The organism is Citricoccus muralis (assembly GCF_029637705.1).
Taxonomy (GTDB): Bacteria; Actinomycetota; Actinomycetes; order Actinomycetales; family Micrococcaceae; genus CmP2.
On record NZ_CP121252.1, the window covers coordinates 2,601,411 to 2,617,168 of the forward strand.

A 15,758-nucleotide genomic window follows, 5' to 3' on the forward strand; every position below is an offset into this window, starting at 1 on the left:
CTAGCCCTGCGCGTCCACCAACGGGTTGTGCCCTGCGGTGACCCGCTCTTCCGCGCGCACCGGGCCCGGCGCAGTGCCGTCGCCGAAGGGGCTGCCGCCGAGGTCTTCGCGACGGTGGGCGGTCAGCCACTCGTTCAGCACGGGTCCTTTCGGCACGATGCCGGTGGGGTTCACATCGGCGTGGACGATGTAGTAGTGATCCTTGATCTGAGAGAAGTCCACGGTGTCGCCGAAGCCGGGAGTCTGGAACAGGTCGCGCGCATAAGCCCAGAGGGCCGGGAATTCGGAGAGCTTGTTGCGGTTGCATTTGAAGTGACCGTGGTAGACCGGATCGAATCGGACCAGGGTGGTGAACAGGCGCACGTCGACCTCGGTGATGGTCTCCCCCATCAGGTAGCGGCGGTCGGTGAGGCGCTCCTCGAGCCAGTCGAGTGCGGTGAACAGCCGGTCATATGCTGAGTCATATGCGTCCTGGGAGCCGGCAAATCCGCAGCGATACACCCCGTTATTGACCTCGGTGAAGATACGAGTGGTGACCTCGTGCATCTCCTCGCGTAACGGTTCGGGCAGCAGGTCGGGGGCGCCGTCGCGGTGGAACTGCGTCCACTCGGTGGAGAAGTCCAGGGTGATCTGCGGGTAGTCGTTGGTGACCACCGCGCCGGTGGGGACGTCCACGATGGCCGGCACAGTGATTCCGCGCGGGTAGCCGGGGAAGCGGCGCAGGTAGTTTTCCATCAGCCAGTGGGTGCGCAGCACGGGGTCTTTTTCGTCGTCGTCAAGATCAAAGGTCCAGGAGCGCATGTCGTGGGTGGGACCGGGGGTGCCCAGCGAGATCGCGTCCTCCAGGCCCAGCAGCCGGCGCACGATGATGGCGCGGTTGGCCCAGGGGCAGGCCCGGGCGGCCACGAGGCGGTAACGTCCGGCCTCCACCGGCCAGGCCTCGGCGCCGGCGGTGAGTCCGCCACCGATGTGGCCCACCTTGTCCGATTCCAGGGTGGGGGCGGAGCGGACGGCGTCGACGTCGGCAACAATACGATCGGCGATGTACTGGGTGTCGCGGGTGAATTCCTGACCCGCCGAGATGTAGCCGGTGGCTGACTGGGAGGCGCGTTGTTCCATAGACTCAACTGTATGAGCCTCACCGAGCAGATCACACCCTTGGTCACCGCGATCACCGCCGCCAATTCTTCCGGGATGACCCTGCAGGGCACCACCACGTATCTGGTGGCCGATCCGGAGTCGGACACGGTGGTGCTGGTGGACCCGGGGCCGCGGCAGGGCGCGGAAGCCCATGCGGATGCGGTAGAAGAAGCGTTGGACGGGCGTGCGGTGGAGCTGATTCTGGTGACGCATCGTCACGAGGACCACACCGGCGCCGTCGATGTGTTTGCGCGGCGATTTGCCGCGCCGGTGCGTGCCGGGGATCGGACTTGGTGCCGGGAGGCGGAGCCGCTGATTCCGAACCTGGTGTTGGAGGTGGCCGGCACGGTGATCTCGGTGGTGCACTCCCCGGGGCACACCTCGGATTCGTACTGTTTCTGGTTACCCGAGGACGACGGCGAGCGCGGCAGGCGCGAGCATGAAGACGGCGACGGTCCGGAGGCGGATGCTGCAGAGGCGAGCATGCTCACCGGCGACACGATTCTGGGGGAGGGCACCACGATGCTCGATCACCCGGACGGCACCCTGGCGGATTATCTGGCGAGCCTGGAGTTGCTGCGGCTGATCGGTGAGGACATTCCCACCCGGGTGCTGCCGGCTCACGGCCCGCTGCGCTGGGATCTGGCCAGTGCCGCCCAGGAGTACGTGGAGCACCGGGAAGGGCGGTTGGATCAGATCCGGAGCATGGTGGCTGAGCAGCGCCAGGATGCCACCGCCCTGGCTCGCGTGCTCGCCGTCGCCGATCAGGACGGAGCCACGGGCACTGCGCTGGAGGGCATGGAGTCGGCAGATGCGATGGACGTCCTGGAATCCCTGATGGCGCGGATCTATCCGCAGCTGCCGGAGGTGGTGCGGGGCCCGGCTCGGCGCACGCTGGCGGCGCATCTGCGCTACCTGGGTGAGGCGGCAGGCTCGGATGTGGGCGACGCGGGCGACGGTTCATCGCCCCGGTAGCGTTCAGCACGCACAATGGTGGAAAGACCCCCGACGAGATTTCTGAAGGAGCTGCCCCGTGCCGAAGCAGACCGCACCACCGCTGGCGCCCGTGGATCCGGGCACCGCACTGATCACCGGTGCCAGTTCCGGGCTGGGCGAGGCGTTCGCCCGGCACCTGGCGCAGCAGGGCTACCGATTGGTGCTCACCGGACGCTCGGTGGACGCGCTGGCGGAGTTGGCCCACACCCTGGAATCCGACTATGACGCCACGGTGGAGACTCTTCCAGCTGATCTCAGTGACGACGAGGACCTGCAACGGGTGGTGGACCGGTTGTGTTCCCCCACCCACCCGGTGGGGTTCCTGATCAACAATGCCGGCATCGGGGTGGCCGAAGAGCTGCACGCCTCGGAGCTTGACGACGAACTGGCTATGTTGCGGTTGAACGTGGAAGTGCCGTTGCGGCTCTGCCATGCGGTGTTGCCCGGGTTGTTGCGCCGCGGCGGGCGGATTCTGAACGTGTCGTCCGTGGCCGCGCTGATGCCACGCGGCACCTACGGGGCGTCGAAATCCTGGCTGCTGGCGTTCTCCGAGTGGGCGCACACCCGGTACCGGGCCGAGGGCGTGCACGTGACGGCCCTGTGTCCTGGCCCGATGCGCACCCAGTTCCACGACCGTGCCCGGATCAGCCTGAGGCGCCGACCGGGGTGGTCATTCACCGCCGTCGACCAGGTGGCGTTGGAGGGCATTGCCGCCTGTCAGGAGGGTCGGGCCGTACACATTCCGGGCCGGGCGGCGCGGGTGCTCTCCCGGGTGTCGCGGCTGGCGCCGTCGGGTGTGGTCGAACGTCTGGCCCGCACCGGCATCACCGCTACGGGTTCAGTGGACGCTGCTTCGACGAAAAGAACTGAGAGGACATCATGACGATCATCGTGGGGTACACCCCGTCCGAACAAGCACAGGCGGCCCTGGATCAGGGGTTGCGCCTGGCCCGGCTCTCCGGTGAGAACGTGGTGGTGGTCAATGCGGGCCCCGGTGGTGAAAACCGACACGCCTCGCAGTTGCGTGACAAGGACAAGGTGGCGCTGCAGGAGAAGCTACAGGCTGCGTCTGATGTGGAATCCGAGTACCGGGAGCTGCTGCGCGGGAAGTCCACGGTGGAGGAGTTTGTCACCCTGTGCGCGGAGCTGGACCCCTCGTATGTGGTGATCGGCAACCGCAAGCGTTCCGGATTCGGCCGGTTCATGATGGGGTCGGTGACCGATGAGCTGCTGCGCGCTCTGGAGCACCCGGTGCTGTGCGTGAAGCCCTCGGCCTCCCCGCGCCCGGAACACCTCCCCACGGTGGCCGACCCGGATGTGGAGCTCGCCCCCGAGACACAGCTCGAACAGCGCGAGCAGCTGGAGGATCTGGGCGAGCAACCCGAGCGCTGATCAGTCCTCGGTACGGCGCGGCTCGTCCTCGGTGCTCTGGTCGTGCTCGTCCTCGGCGGCCGCGTCGGAGGGCTCCACCACGTCGAGCTCGCCGGTGTTCTCGGCCTGCTGTCGCTTCCGGTCTTCGTAGACGTCGTCGCCGGGTCCGGCCAGGTCGCGGTTGCGCTCTATGGCGGAGATTGATCCGGTGAACACCGAGGAGTGCTCCGAAGAAACGGTCAACGGCACCGAACCGGTGGACTCACGGTGTACCTCGGTATCGGTGGACTCCGCACCGGGCACCGTGGGCTGAGGCTGGGTGGCCGGTGCCTGCCCGGGGCGCGGCACCTCGCCGGTGGTCCCGCTGGGAATGCGCGGCATCGAACGAGCATCGGTGGACTCGTCCCGGGGGTCGGAAGACGGTGCCGTAGCTGAGTCGGCCACGCCGCCGCCGTCGGTCCGGCTGGCCTCGACCAGCTCGTCTTCATCGTCGTTGTCGTTGTCGTTGTAGCGCACCGCGTAGAGAGCCTCGGGGTGATCGGCGTGAATGAACGCAACCAGGTCCTCGCGCACCAGGCAGCGCAGATCCCACAAATCGCCGGAGTTCCGGGCGGAGACCACCGCGCGGACGCGGGCCATACCGCCCACCGCGTCGGTGACCTGCATGGAGGCGTCGCGGCCATCCCACAAGTCCGTGGATTCCAGGAGCGCCAGGAGTCTGGCGCGCAATGGCTGCATCGGTACCTGCCAGTCCAGGTCAAACTCGATGGTGCCCGAGAGCGCCGAGCCGGTACGGGTCCAGTTCTCGAAGGGGGTGGTGGTGAAGTAGCTGGAGGGGTAGATCACCCGGCGCCCGTCCCAAATCTTGACCACCACGTACGACAGGGTGATGTCCTCGATATTGCCGAACACGTCGTCGACCTGCACCACGTCCCCGACGCGGGCGGCATCGGTGAAGGCCAGCTGCACACCGGCGAACACGTTGGTTAGGGTGGACTGCACGGCCAGGCCGGCCACCACCGAGATCAGACCGGCGGAGGCGAGAATACCGGCGCCGAGCGCGCGCACCGACGGGATGGAGAGCAGCACCGCGGAAATCGCAATCACGATGATGACCGCCACCAGGATCCGCTTGATCAGCCGCATCTGGGTCTGCACCTTGCGGTCACGTCGGTCATCAATGCCGTCGGACCCGTACTTGGACAACACCTGGCGCTCCACGATGCCCAGAATGCGCATGGCCAGCCACGCTACCGAGGTGGCCAGACCAATCAACATCGCGAAGCCGACCATCCACACCCAGCTCTCGGTCTGGTCGGAGATGCTGACGGCGATCCGGGCCGCTAGGAAACTGAGCACCGCGGCGATCGGCACCAGCAGGCGCAGCATGCGGGGGAAAGTCTCCGGGCGGCGGTGCAGCACCAGCCGCGCCACCAGGGCAATCACCATGACGACGGCGAGCGCGATACCTACCGCCACCAACACATTGATCACCAGCCCGAGCACCGGGCCCACCGCTTCGATGGTCTCCTCGCCGGTGGATTGCACCCCTTGGGGGACGGTCGGCCCAAGCGTCTCAGACGAGCTGGGCTCCCCGGCGGCCGCGGTGAGCAGTGTCGAGACGGTACCTGATGAGGGCAGCGCAGAAAGTCGGTCAACAAGCGTCATGGTTCTACAGTGCCAGATCGAACTGACATGATGCTGAACAGCACCCCACTGCGAGAGGATTCTCACGCACTGCCCACCCGAGGTTTAAACTGGACACAGCTCTGACCGACTCTGTTCCATCCCGCCGTCTGACAATTTTCCGGAGGACCCATGCTCACGATCACTGACCTACGCGGCACCGAGATCACCGCGGAGGTTTTGGAGTCTGTGTTGCCTCGCGCCGAGGTGGACGTCACCGCGGCCGTGGAGACGGTGCGCCCCCTGTTGGAGCGGGTGCGCGCCGAGGGTGCTTCCGCCGTGCTGGAGATCGGTGAAGGGTTCGACGGCGTGCGCCCGGCCTTGCTACGGGTGGCCCCGGACAAACTACAGCGGGCCCTCGACGACCTGGACCCCGACGTGCGGGCCGCCCTGGAAGAATCCATCCGCCGGGCCCGGCTGGTGCACGCCGCCCAGCGCCCGGCCGACTCCACGGTGGAACTCGGTGAGGGTGCCGTGGTGGAGAACCACTGGTTGCCGGTGGGACGCGTGGGCCTCTACGTGCCCGGCGGCCGAGCCGTATACCCGTCCTCAGTGGTGATGAATGTGGTGCCCGCCCAGGCTGCCGGGGTGTCTTCGCTGGCGGTGACCTCCCCGCCGCAGCGCGATCACCACGGTGACCCGCACCCGGTGGTGCTCGCTGCCTGTGCCCTGTTGGGAGTCGACGAAGTGTATGCCGCCGGCGGCGCCCAGGCCATCGCCATGCTCGCCTACGGTGTGGAAGGCTGCCCGGGCGTAGACATCATTACCGGGCCCGGCAATGTGTATGTGGCCGCCGCAAAACGGGCCGTGTTGGGCACGGTGGGCATCGACGCCGAGGCCGGTCCCTCCGAGATTGCGGTACTGGCCGATGATTCCGCGAACCCCGCTTGGGTGGCCGCGGACCTGATCAGCCAGTCCGAGCACGACCCGATGGCCGCTTCGGTCCTCATCACGAATTCCGCCGAACTGGCCGATCAGGTGGTCGCTGAAATCGAGGCCCAGGTGCCCGGCGCCACCCTCGAGCAGCAGATCCGGCAGGCACTCACCGGCCCGCAGTCCCGGGTGCTCATCGTGGACGATCTGGATACCGGCATCGCCGTCGCCAATGCCTATGCTTCCGAGCACCTGGAAATCCACACCCACGACAACGAGGCGGTGCTGGCGAACATCAGCAACGCCGGCGCCGTATTCGTCGGCCCGTACTCCCCGGTGCCTTTGGGGGACTATTCCTCCGGGTCCAACCACGTGCTGCCCACCTCCGGCTCAGCACGATTCTCCTCGGGCCTGAACACGGTCAGTTTCCTGCGGTTGCAGCAACGCATCCGGTATCAGGAGACCGGCCTGAAGGAGTTGCAGCGCGGAATTGTTGCGCTGGCTCACTCCGAGGGGCTGCACGCCCACGGCGACGCCATCGACATCCGCTTCGACTGATGTCTGCGCAAGCGTCCACGAACGTCGCCAGATGACGTTGCCCCGTCATCTAGGGACATAGTGGCGCAGACGACGTTGACCCTGTCGCCTCATCGCACCTATTCTGAACATCAGAATCACGAGTTCCAGTGCGTAGCCCTGGCTAACGGGACGGCAACCCTCTTCGCGTAGTGGGGTGCTCCAGGTGATGATTCGGCCACCGGGTCCACCGGCCGGCAAGTACCGCGTCTCCGCCGCCCACGGTTGCGGAAGCGCCTTCCAGAAAGGCTGATATGTCTGCTGTGACCTTTGCCCAGAAGAACGACACCACCGACTTCCCCGAGACCCGCGTCGGACTCTCTGATGACGTCTCCGCCCTGAGCCTGCGCCAGGCGTTCTCCCAGTTCCCCTCCGGGGTGGCCGCACTCGCCGGCTACGCGGGCGGAGTCAAGGAGGGCCTGGCCGCCTCGTCCTTCACTGTGGGCGTGTCCCTGGATCCGCCGCTGGTGGCCTTCGCCGTGCAGAACACCTCCCGCACCTGGCCGCGACTGCGTCACGCCGAGCGCATCGGCGTCTCGATTCTGGGCGAATCCCAGACCGGGGTGTGCACCCAGCTGGCCTCCAAGAACGGTGACCGCTTCGAGGGCCAGAACCTGCAGGTCTCCGAACAGGGTGCCGTGTTCTTCGATGACGCCGCCCTGTGGTTGGAAACCTCCGTGTACGCCGAGCTACCCGCTGGCGACCACCACATGGTGTTGCTCCAGGTGCACGGGGTCTCCGCCGGAACCGACGCCGCCGAGCCGCTGGTATTCCACCGCTCCGCGTTCCGAAACCTCCGCACAGCCGAAGGCAATGAGTAAGCGGGTACCCTGGATCGTATGACCCGCACCCGTCTCGACGCTTGGCTGTGGGCGGTGCGTATGTATAAGACCCGCTCCGCCGCCACGGCGGCAGTCAAAGGCGGTCACGTGAAGGTCAACGACGCTCCAGCCAAGCCCGCCCAACCGGTCAACATCGGCGATACGGTGCGGTTGCGTCAGCCCGGCCGAGAGCGGATTCTCGAGGTCACCGGTCTGATCGCCAAGCGGGTGGGAGCCCCGGTGGCCGTGCAGCATTATCGGGATCACTCGCCCGAGCCGATCCCGCGGCACCTGCTCGCTGTACCCCGTCGGGACCGCGGCGCCGGGCGTCCCACCAAGAAGGAGCGCCGTCAGCTCGACGAGCTCCGCGGACGCGACGCACACCAGTGAACGCCTACTGAAGGCCAGCTGGTAACCGAAGTAAAGTTCATCCCCGCCCGATCAGGTCTTTTTCTCTGAGAAGCCCGATTGTTACGATGTGATCAACGTGTTTGGCGCGCGCTCCCACCGTGTGCAAATCTCGCCGACGCGTCTACCCGCGTCGATCAGCCGAGACCACAGGAGGTGCTTTCGCATGTCGCGTCCACGCACCTTCTCCGCCACCTCATGCCGTCGTGCCGGTGTGAGCCTCGGTCTCGGGCTCCTCCTCGTTCTACCCGCCGGCACCGCTCTGGCCACCCCAGAGCAGCCGAGTCCCGAGCAGGAATCCAGCGAACAGCTCGATCAGGTTGAGTACAGCCAGCTGTCGGCGTCCCCTGATACCGGGGCCTCCACCGCGCTCGGCACCACCGCTCCCGTGACCCCCAGCGAGAACGAATCCGACGCCGCAGAAGAGTCCGACACCCAGTCTCCAAGCGTGGCGCCCTCCACGCCGTCGTTCGAACTGGTTTGTCCCGTGCATGATGGTGCCAGTCTGGAACCTGGCGAAGAAGTCACCATCAAAGTCCAAATCAATGGTGAAGCAGCCGAACCGGTCACCATGACGGTTGACACGCCTTCCGCAGGGGGAAGCGTTCAGGTTCAAGGCACCACCGCGGTGTATAGAGCACCGAGTTCCTACACGAGCAACCAGGACTACTTCAATCTGACGGTCACCGACGCCGACGGAACCCGGAAATCGTGCAACGTGACGGTGATCTTCGCCCCGACAACATCCCCGACGGCCACGGAAATTACCAGCCCCACACAGTCCCCGAGCCCCTCGCCCACGGAGCCGACCACCCGCACGCCCACCGCATCCCAGACCCAGACCGCCACGCAGACGGTGACCGTCCCGGCCCCCTTGCCCTCGGTGACCACGCGAACCCCCTGGTTCCCCGGTGGCGACAGCGGGAACAACTCCGGCGGACATTCGGGCGGCAACACCAGCTATCAGGGCCCCTTCGCTCCGGTGCCGCCGCACCAGAACGGCGATAATGGCACGGGCGACGACGGCGCCGAGGCCCCCACCGCGATCGATACCGCCACGGTGTCGGTCACCAGCGTCCCGCCCAGCCCGGAGCCAGAGAACACCAGCGTCACCGAGGACGCCGACGCCCAGCCGGACGCCTCCGATGCCGAGGCTGCGGGTCAGCAGGATCCGGCGCGCATGGCCGCCCCCGGGTGGCTGCTTCCGGTGGGTCTGATCGCCATCGTGCTGCTCATCGCCGCCGGGCTCCTCGCCTGGACCAACCGTCACCGCGGCGGCAGCAACCACCGCTAAACCGCGGTCCCACTGAGCTCCCGCTTAGTTCGAGTCGGCGTCTCGGTTCTCGTCGTTCGGTCCGGTGCGGTGATTGATCAACCGTTCCGTGCCGGAGACCGCCAGCATCGCGCAGGCGAACCACACGCCGCCGCCCGGCCCCCACGGCCCGGCCACCACACCTGCGGCCACCGGTAACACCACCTGGCCCACCCGGTTCGTCATCAGCCGCAGCGCCAACGCCGGGCTGCGCCACGCATACGGCACCGCCTGAGAGATCAGCGTCATCGACAACGGCTGACCCAACCCCAGGGTGAGACCGCCCAGCGAAATCAGCACCCCGGCCGCCCAGAATGCGCCTTCGAGTTGCAGAGTGAACGGCACCATAGCGATGGCCAGGGCCGAGACAAACAGCGACACCAACACCAGGTGGCTACGCCGGTAGCGGCGCACCAACATCGGCAGGAAAATACGCGACACCACCGAGGCCGCCCCGCGCAATGCGAGCAGCACACCCACCGCCAGCGGAGACACCCCGGCCGCCTCACCCACCAGCGGCAGGAACGCAATCAGGATGTCCAAAATAGCCAGCAGCGCCAGCGAGGCCAGCATGTTCGAGGCCACCCCGGGACGGCGCACAATACTGAGCATGGTCGGCTTTTCCGCACCCGCCGGCGGAACCTGCCGCAGCTGAGAGGTGGTCGGGTCCGGCAACGGGCGCAACACAAACAGCACCGGCGCCGAGAGCACCGCGGCCGCCGCGCCGATCCACAACGCCAGGGTGATGCTCTGCCCCAGCCCGGCCCCGGAAGATTGTGCCACCGCCAGCGACACATTGCCCAGCAGCAGCCCGGACAGCAAGGGCCCGGTCATCTGCCCCACCGAAAATGCTGCGGTGAACCAGCCAAAAGCGGCATCCATCTGGTGGGCCAGGGAACGCCGGGAAATCATCGACTGCCCGGCGATCGTGAACATCAGGTGCCCCACACCCAGTACGGCCGAGCCCACCATGATCAGCCACGCCTGGCCGGCCAGCGCCAGGATCGCCCCGCCGAGACCAATCAGCACACCACCGGCCGTCATCAACCCCCGCAGCGAACCCACCTTCGAGGTGAGCCGGCCAAACGGCATCGCCATGAAGAGCGGCAGCAGCGCGTACACCGCGGTCGCCAGGCCAATGGCGGTCTCCCCGAACCCCATCGACAGCAGTTTGTAAGACGTCACCGGGCGCAGCAGGTTGATGGAGGTCTGCGTCAGCACGGCCGCGCCCACGATGAGCCACAGCCACGCTAGCGAGTTCGGTGAGGACTTCGGTCGGGTCATTTCCCTGGTGCCACCTCAGGCGCCAGTATCCGCTTCACGCCGAGAACCAGGGCGGTCACCAGCAGCACGATCAGCAGCGCATCGGCCGCAATGTACGCGTAGTGCATGCCCGATCCGCCATCAGAAACACCGGCCAACACCGCATCGGTATGCGAGGCCAGCAGCGGGCGGATCACCGCCGACTTCACCGCCAGCACGGCCAGCGCGCCCAGGTACCACCAGCGCCCACGGGTGCTTGGCCACGCGGCCGCCCCGCGCCAGAGCACCACCAGTGCGGCGATCAATACGACGGCGAGCGCCAGCTCGGTCAGGTTCATCGCCAAAAACACCCGCCGGCCGATGCCCAGTCCCAGCGGGATGGTGATGCCCGGGGCGGTGAACTTCAGCGGCGCCTCGATCAGCGAAATCCCGATCATCAGTCCCAGCCACACGGCCGGAACCCACAGCAGTGCCGCCCGCGCCCACCGCGGTCCCACAGTCAGTCCAGGGGTCGACCCAGGATTCGAAGGAGCAGTCATCACGCATCACCTTTCGTGGAGTGGGTTGAACGCAGGCGCCGTCCGTGGGAGCGCAGGGCCAGGGCGAGGCCCACGCACACCAGGTACGCCGCCGTGACGAGCAGCCAACCGGAGTCGAAGCTGCCGGTCAGATCGTGCAGCCAGCCCATCAGCAGGGGCCCGAGCGCGAAGCCCAAGTACATGCCCATCGAGTTAATGCCGGAGGCCGCCCCGATGCGGTGGGCCGGAATGGTGCTCATCAGCCCGACATTGATCACCACATTCGCCCCGAGCACCGTCATCCCGTGCAGCGCGGCGCCCACCCAGACCAGGGCTGCGGTCCCCGTGGCCCCAGCCACCAAAAACGCGGTGACAGCGAGTAGCGCACCCAGGCAGATCAGTAGCAACAGGGTCGAGGGGCGCCAGCCGGCTTGCATACGGCGTCCCCACCAGATGCGGAAGACCACGCCCACCACGCCGGATACGGCCGCGGCTACCCCGCCGAGCACCAGCGAGAAACCGATCTCCTCCACAGCGAACAGGGGCAGGTACACGTTGGTGGCCTGCATGCCCAACCCGGAAAAGAGTGCAATGGCAGCGAAGTAGTAGACCACCCGGGGCAGCCGATCCTCGGTGGTGGTCGTCGATCGGCTGGTCACCGGAGTGGACGCGGAGCGAGAAGGGGACGACGACGGATCAGCGCCAGACCCAGCAGCCGTGTCGGCGGGGCGGCGTGAAGCCAGCGTGCGGGCCGAGGGCACCACCTTCAGGCTCAGCGCCCAGATCACCACGCACACCAGGGCTGCTCCCAGGGCGGCGCCTGTCCACCCTAGAGCCAACGCAACCGCGGGAAAAAACAGTCCGGCAAACAGCTGTGAGGCCTGAACACCGGACTGCTTCACGCCCACCCAACCGGTGCGCTGGGCGGCGGGGACCGCGCGGATGATGATCCGGTTCGTCGTCGGATTCGAGATCGCCTGTGCGGGGCCGGCCAGCACCGCCGCCACGATCAGCAGCCAGTACTGCGACGAAAACGCAGCCACCACGAGGGCCACCGCCGAGCCGCCGAAAATTAGCAACATCTGCGACCTGGCGCTCATCACGTCCGCGCGCCGGCCCAACCAGATACTCATCACGGCCGCGGAAGCGAACACCACTGTCACCACTCGGCCCAGCTCACCGGCGGTCATGCCGAAACGCTCAATAATCAGCGCGGACGAAACCGATACCCCGTAGTTGAACAGCGGGCCGGCGCCCATGGCGCACAGCAAAATGAGCAACAACCCCACCGACGGCCGGGAGGCCGGGGCTGGGGCGGGCTGCGCGGGGAGAGTCACTCCCCCAGCCTACGCCTGGGGACGGTTACCAGCGGTGTGGCGCAGGCTTTCGTGACGACGGCAGTGCCGCCTGCTCGCGCCAGGCCAGCAGCCATTCCGGGACCTTGCGGTCGGCCGGGATCGGCTGACCCTTCTCGGCAGCCACGGCCAGGATCTCTTCGTTGGGCACCGGGCCATTCGGGCCGCGCAATCGGCCGGCGATGTAGCCGCGGGCGTAGATCTCCCCGTCGACCACAAAACGCTGTTCGAAGTACATGGAGCGATCGTCCACCCCGAGGAACTTGGTTTCCAGGGTGTAGGACTGCCAGAGTTCCAGAGACTTGCGGAAGGTGATCATCTCCGACTGCACCACCGGCGTCCACTTGCGCTGGCGCATCTCATTCCACATATCGCAGCGCACCAGCAGGTCGAACCGGCCCAGATCCATCAGCGAGAGGTACATCCCGTTGTTGATGTGCAGGGCGATGTCGACGTCGGTCGGCAGCGCCTTCAGCGGCAGCGAGGAGGTGTCCCAGAGGGTGAGTTTCGAGCGACGACGCGAACGGATCAACAGCAGGAGAGTACGCAAGAGCAGATGCATACCCCCATGCTACCTGCGAGTATGCTCCCGGTCACACCGTGCCGTACTGCTTGCGCAGATCGGGCTTGCGGATCTTGCCCGACGCCGTGCGCGGCATCTCCTCGACGAAGATCACCGACTTCGGAATCTTGTAGCGGGCCAGCCGTCCCTGCAGGTGTTCCAGCACCTGAGCCTCGGTAAGCTCGTGGCCATCCCGAATCACGATGGCCGCGCGCGGCACTTCACCCCACTTTTCGTCCTCGACACCGAACACCGCGACTGCTGCGACGGCGTCGAGCTGGGCGATTTCCTGCTCGACCTGGGCCGGGTAGATGTTCTCACCACCGGAAATGATCATGTCCTTGATCCGGTCCGAGATAAAAAGGAAGCCGTCCTCATCGAAGTAGCCCATGTCCCCGGTCTTCAGCCACACACCGTCCTCGGCGTGCACGAAGGACGACTGGTTCGCTTCTTCGCGGTTCCAGTAGGAAGCAATGACGTTGGGGCCCTGCACCTGGATCTCGCCGACCTCACCAGCGGGCAGCACCTCGTTGAGCGGGTCCACCACGCGTACCTCGGTGTGGAAGTGCGGCAGACCGCCCGAGCCCTGCTTATCGCGCGAGTAGCGGCCGGGCAGGGTGGTGGCGCCGGGCGAGGTTTCGGTCATGCCGTACCCCATGGTGAAGCTCAGCCCGCGCTGTTCGTAGATGTCGAGCACGCGCAGCGGCACCGCAGAACCACCACAGGTCAGGTTGCGCAGCGAGGAGAGATCGGTGGAATCCCAATCCGGGTGCTCGGCGAGCATCTGGTAGGTGGTGGGCACTCCGGAGATGCCGGTCGCGCGATGCTTCTCAATGAGGTGCAGTACCCGGCCGGGCTCGAATTTCGGTTCGAGCACCACGGTGGCACCCTTGAGCAGGGTGGGCAGCACGCCCATACCCAGGGCGGCGACGTGGAACATCGGGGCGATCATCAACGAAACATCCTTCGAGGTGTAGTCGAAGTCGGTGATGACATTGAGCGCGTTCCAGGTCAGGTTTCCATGGGTGAGCATTGCACCCTTGGGGTTGCCGGTGGTTCCGGAGGTATAGAGAATCACGGCCAGGTCGTCCAGCCCAATCTGCACATCGGGGTGGACTGCCGCACCGGAGGCCAGCAACTCTTCGAAATCCATCGGCTGCAGGTCACCGTCGGCGGGCTCAAGGGCGGCGGCCGGCCCGTCGTCCACTAAGGCCAAGGTCTGCACAGGAGTCTTCCGCGCGGCGGCGAGCGCCAGCGGCGCCAATGTAGTTGAGGCAATCAGCACGGTAGAGCCCGAGTCGTTGAGCTGGAAGCCCACCTCGGGCGGAGCCAGTCGGGTGTTCAGCGGCACGAACACCGCACCGAGTGCGGTGGTGGCGAACAGGGTTTCCAGGAAAGACGGGTAGTTCTCGCCCAGATAGGCCACCCGGTCGCCCTGGCCGATCCCGCGATCGGCCAGGGCGGACGCCAGGCGGTTGATCCGCTCGTCGAGTTGATCGTAAGTGAGTTCACCGGCGGCAGAGACCAGGGCGATCCTGCCTGCGGACTTCACTCGACGACGGTGGATCCAGTCACCCAGACCTCGGTTGATCATGCTCTGCACTCCTTGGAAGCAGTTGGGAATCAGCGGCGTATGTGCCGCGCCTCACATCTGATTCCATTTTGCACTCTGTCGTTGAGAAAATCAACCATTGAGTTCAAGTATGACTTGCGCGGTGTTTAGGCGCCGTCGTAAATGAAGTCCTCCAGCGCTACTTCATTGTCGATCAGCCCGGTTTCCAGGGAGAGCTCGATGATGCGCTGTACCGAATCGGTGTTAATCTCCTGCGGGAAGCGGGAGATCGTCAGCTCCTCAATGATCTCTGGATCCAGGCTGGTGTACTCGGGCAGAATCTCGCGCACCGCGTCCGGGTTATCCTCGGCGAACTGCTGAGATTCCTTCATCGCCGTCACGAACGCGTCAACCAGCTCCGGATCCTCCTGAATGCGCTGCGAGGTGGTGAAGTAACCGGCCACGGTCAAGTCCTCAATGGGCTCAGCGTAGGGTGCGTAGATTTCGCGCGCCCCGGTCTGACTGACAATGGTCTTGAACGGCTCCACAGCCATCACCGCGTCGACATTGCCCGCCTCCAGCTGACCGGGCATCTCAGGGAAGGCCACCTCAGTGAGATCCATCGAATCGGGATCGCCACCAGCCTGACGCATACCCTCCTTGAGCACCGTGTCATTGATGTTATTCAGAGTATTGACAGCGATACTCTTCCCGGCCAAGTCCGCCATGGATTCGATATCCGAATCTTCGGGCACCAGCACTGCAGAGAAGTCGTCGTCAGCATTGCCGGTGGTCTGCGGGCCCGCGGCCACCAGCTCCATTTCCAGGCCCCGCGAGGTGGAAATCACCAGCGAGGTGATGTTGGAGAACCCGAAGTCCATATCCCCGGACTGTACGGCCGGCACAATGGCGGCGCCTCCCTGAGCCAGGGTCAGATTCACATCCAGACCATGCTCCTCAAAGATGCCCTCCTGGACACCCAGGTAGATCGGAGCGACATCGACGATCGGAATCACACCAACCTCAATGCTGGTGAGCTCCCCATCGGCCGCGGCCCCCGAGGCGCCCGAATCGTCCGCGTCGCTGCTGGGCGAACCTTCTCCACACGCAGTGAGCGCCAGGAGCGAGGCGGCTGCGATGGCCGTGAGGCCAGCCCGCCAACGGGCAGGGCGAGAGTGAGTGATGAACATGAGCAGTCTCCTCATAACTAATGTGTTAGGTAGCTCACACTTTAGAAGCGCGCGCAACGAACTTCAAGACCTGAAGCAATTTTGTTGAGAATCTTCACGATCTCCGGCCCCGCTCCCCGGAATCGAGGGCTTCGT

General features: G+C 65.9%; 15 protein-coding genes and 1 riboswitch. Of the genes, 7 read left to right on the forward strand and 8 right to left on the reverse strand.

Annotated elements, in window-relative coordinates; genetic code table 11:
- On the reverse strand, positions 1-1,119 hold the full coding sequence (locus P8192_RS11930) for a glutathione S-transferase family protein (protein WP_278157254.1): 1,119 nt from the start codon (positions 1,117-1,119) through the stop codon (positions 1-3).
- A gap of 12 nt (positions 1,120-1,131) precedes the next feature.
- Between P8192_RS11930 and P8192_RS11935 the strand changes: the two genes are divergently transcribed.
- Genes P8192_RS11935 through P8192_RS11945 form a run of 3 tightly spaced genes read left to right on the forward strand, consistent with a single transcriptional unit; the run spans position 1,132 to position 3,528 of the window.
- Positions 1,132-2,115, forward strand: coding sequence for an MBL fold metallo-hydrolase (locus tag P8192_RS11935; protein ID WP_278157255.1), 984 nt, complete (start codon positions 1,132-1,134; stop codon positions 2,113-2,115).
- 58 nt (positions 2,116-2,173) lie between these two features.
- Positions 2,174-3,019, forward strand: a complete 846-nt coding sequence (locus P8192_RS11940; RefSeq protein ID WP_278157256.1) for an SDR family NAD(P)-dependent oxidoreductase — start codon at positions 2,174-2,176, stop codon at positions 3,017-3,019.
- On the forward strand, positions 3,016-3,528 hold the full coding sequence (locus P8192_RS11945; protein WP_278157257.1) for a universal stress protein: 513 nt from the start codon (positions 3,016-3,018) through the stop codon (positions 3,526-3,528). The genes P8192_RS11940 and P8192_RS11945 overlap by 4 nt, the downstream gene beginning before the upstream one ends.
- Here the strand turns inward: P8192_RS11945 and P8192_RS11950 are convergent, their stop codons facing one another.
- A complete protein-coding gene (locus tag P8192_RS11950) occupies positions 3,529-5,175 on the reverse strand; it encodes a mechanosensitive ion channel domain-containing protein (protein WP_278157258.1) in 1,647 nt (548 codons plus the stop codon).
- A gap of 150 nt (positions 5,176-5,325) precedes the next feature.
- On the opposite strand from P8192_RS11950, the gene hisD reads away from it, so the two are divergent.
- The 4 genes from hisD (at position 5,326) to P8192_RS11970 (ending at position 9,165) form a co-directional block, all read left to right on the forward strand.
- On the forward strand, positions 5,326-6,624 hold the full coding sequence (hisD, locus tag P8192_RS11955; protein ID WP_278157259.1) for a histidinol dehydrogenase: 1,299 nt from the start codon (positions 5,326-5,328) through the stop codon (positions 6,622-6,624).
- Between the two features lie 114 nt (positions 6,625-6,738).
- Positions 6,739-6,852, forward strand: a riboswitch (SAM riboswitch).
- Positions 6,853-6,896: 44 nt separating this feature from the next.
- Positions 6,897-7,463, forward strand: coding sequence for a flavin reductase family protein (locus tag P8192_RS11960; RefSeq protein ID WP_278157260.1), 567 nt, complete (start codon positions 6,897-6,899; stop codon positions 7,461-7,463).
- 18 nt (positions 7,464-7,481) lie between these two features.
- Complete coding sequence (locus P8192_RS11965; RefSeq protein ID WP_278157261.1) at positions 7,482-7,853, forward strand: RNA-binding S4 domain-containing protein; 372 nt, start codon at positions 7,482-7,484, stop codon at positions 7,851-7,853.
- A 184-nt stretch (positions 7,854-8,037) separates the two neighbouring features.
- Positions 8,038-9,165 carry a hypothetical protein gene (locus P8192_RS11970; RefSeq protein WP_278157262.1) on the forward strand — a complete coding sequence of 376 codons (1,128 nt, stop codon included), beginning with the start codon at positions 8,038-8,040 and terminating at the stop codon, positions 9,163-9,165.
- A 24-nt stretch (positions 9,166-9,189) separates the two neighbouring features.
- Here P8192_RS11970 and P8192_RS11975 read toward each other — a convergent pair whose 3' ends face one another.
- From P8192_RS11975 to P8192_RS12000, 6 genes are all read right to left on the reverse strand, one after another.
- Positions 9,190-10,467: an MFS transporter gene (locus P8192_RS11975; RefSeq protein WP_278157263.1), complete on the reverse strand. Its 1,278-nt coding sequence runs from the start codon at positions 10,465-10,467 to the stop codon at positions 9,190-9,192.
- Positions 10,464-10,985: a hypothetical protein gene (locus tag P8192_RS11980; RefSeq protein WP_278157264.1), complete on the reverse strand. Its 522-nt coding sequence runs from the start codon at positions 10,983-10,985 to the stop codon at positions 10,464-10,466. Before P8192_RS11980 ends, P8192_RS11975 begins: the two co-directional genes overlap by 4 nt.
- Positions 10,985-12,301 (reverse strand): MFS transporter, encoded by a 1,317-nt coding sequence (locus P8192_RS11985; RefSeq protein WP_278157265.1) that lies wholly within the window; start codon positions 12,299-12,301, stop codon positions 10,985-10,987. Before P8192_RS11985 ends, P8192_RS11980 begins: the two co-directional genes overlap by 1 nt.
- A gap of 25 nt (positions 12,302-12,326) precedes the next feature.
- Positions 12,327-12,881 carry an acyl-CoA thioesterase gene (locus P8192_RS11990; RefSeq protein WP_278157266.1) on the reverse strand — a complete coding sequence of 185 codons (555 nt, stop codon included), beginning with the start codon at positions 12,879-12,881 and terminating at the stop codon, positions 12,327-12,329.
- A gap of 31 nt (positions 12,882-12,912) precedes the next feature.
- Complete coding sequence (gene menE, locus P8192_RS11995; RefSeq protein ID WP_278157267.1) at positions 12,913-14,475, reverse strand: o-succinylbenzoate--CoA ligase; 1,563 nt, start codon at positions 14,473-14,475, stop codon at positions 12,913-12,915.
- Between the two features lie 125 nt (positions 14,476-14,600).
- Entirely contained in the window at positions 14,601-15,623 is a 1,023-nt protein-coding gene (locus P8192_RS12000; RefSeq protein ID WP_270107240.1) for an ABC transporter substrate-binding protein, read from the reverse strand.
- Positions 15,624-15,758 lie beyond the last annotated feature (135 nt).

Excerpts from the sequence above, each read along its gene's own strand:
- P8192_RS11930 (WP_278157254.1), bottom strand. The coding sequence starts at position 1,119 with ATGGAACAACGCGCCTCCCAGTCAGCCACCGGCTACATCTCGGCGGGT.
- P8192_RS11935 (WP_278157255.1), top strand. The coding sequence starts at position 1,132 with ATGAGCCTCACCGAGCAGATCACACCCTTGGTCACCGCGATCACCGCC.
- P8192_RS11945 (WP_278157257.1), top strand. The coding sequence starts at position 3,016 with ATGACGATCATCGTGGGGTACACCCCGTCCGAACAAGCACAGGCGGCC.
- P8192_RS11950 (WP_278157258.1), bottom strand. The coding sequence starts at position 5,175 with ATGACGCTTGTTGACCGACTTTCTGCGCTGCCCTCATCAGGTACCGTC.
- hisD (WP_278157259.1), top strand. The coding sequence starts at position 5,326 with ATGCTCACGATCACTGACCTACGCGGCACCGAGATCACCGCGGAGGTT.
- P8192_RS11960 (WP_278157260.1), top strand. The coding sequence starts at position 6,897 with ATGTCTGCTGTGACCTTTGCCCAGAAGAACGACACCACCGACTTCCCC.
- P8192_RS11965 (WP_278157261.1), top strand. The coding sequence starts at position 7,482 with ATGACCCGCACCCGTCTCGACGCTTGGCTGTGGGCGGTGCGTATGTAT.
- P8192_RS11970 (WP_278157262.1), top strand. The coding sequence starts at position 8,038 with ATGTCGCGTCCACGCACCTTCTCCGCCACCTCATGCCGTCGTGCCGGT.
- P8192_RS11975 (WP_278157263.1), bottom strand. The coding sequence starts at position 10,467 with ATGACCCGACCGAAGTCCTCACCGAACTCGCTAGCGTGGCTGTGGCTC.
- P8192_RS11980 (WP_278157264.1), bottom strand. The coding sequence starts at position 10,985 with ATGACTGCTCCTTCGAATCCTGGGTCGACCCCTGGACTGACTGTGGGA.
- P8192_RS11990 (WP_278157266.1), bottom strand. The coding sequence starts at position 12,881 with ATGCATCTGCTCTTGCGTACTCTCCTGCTGTTGATCCGTTCGCGTCGT.
- menE (WP_278157267.1), bottom strand. The coding sequence starts at position 14,475 with ATGATCAACCGAGGTCTGGGTGACTGGATCCACCGTCGTCGAGTGAAG.
- P8192_RS12000 (WP_270107240.1), bottom strand. The coding sequence starts at position 15,623 with ATGTTCATCACTCACTCTCGCCCTGCCCGTTGGCGGGCTGGCCTCACG.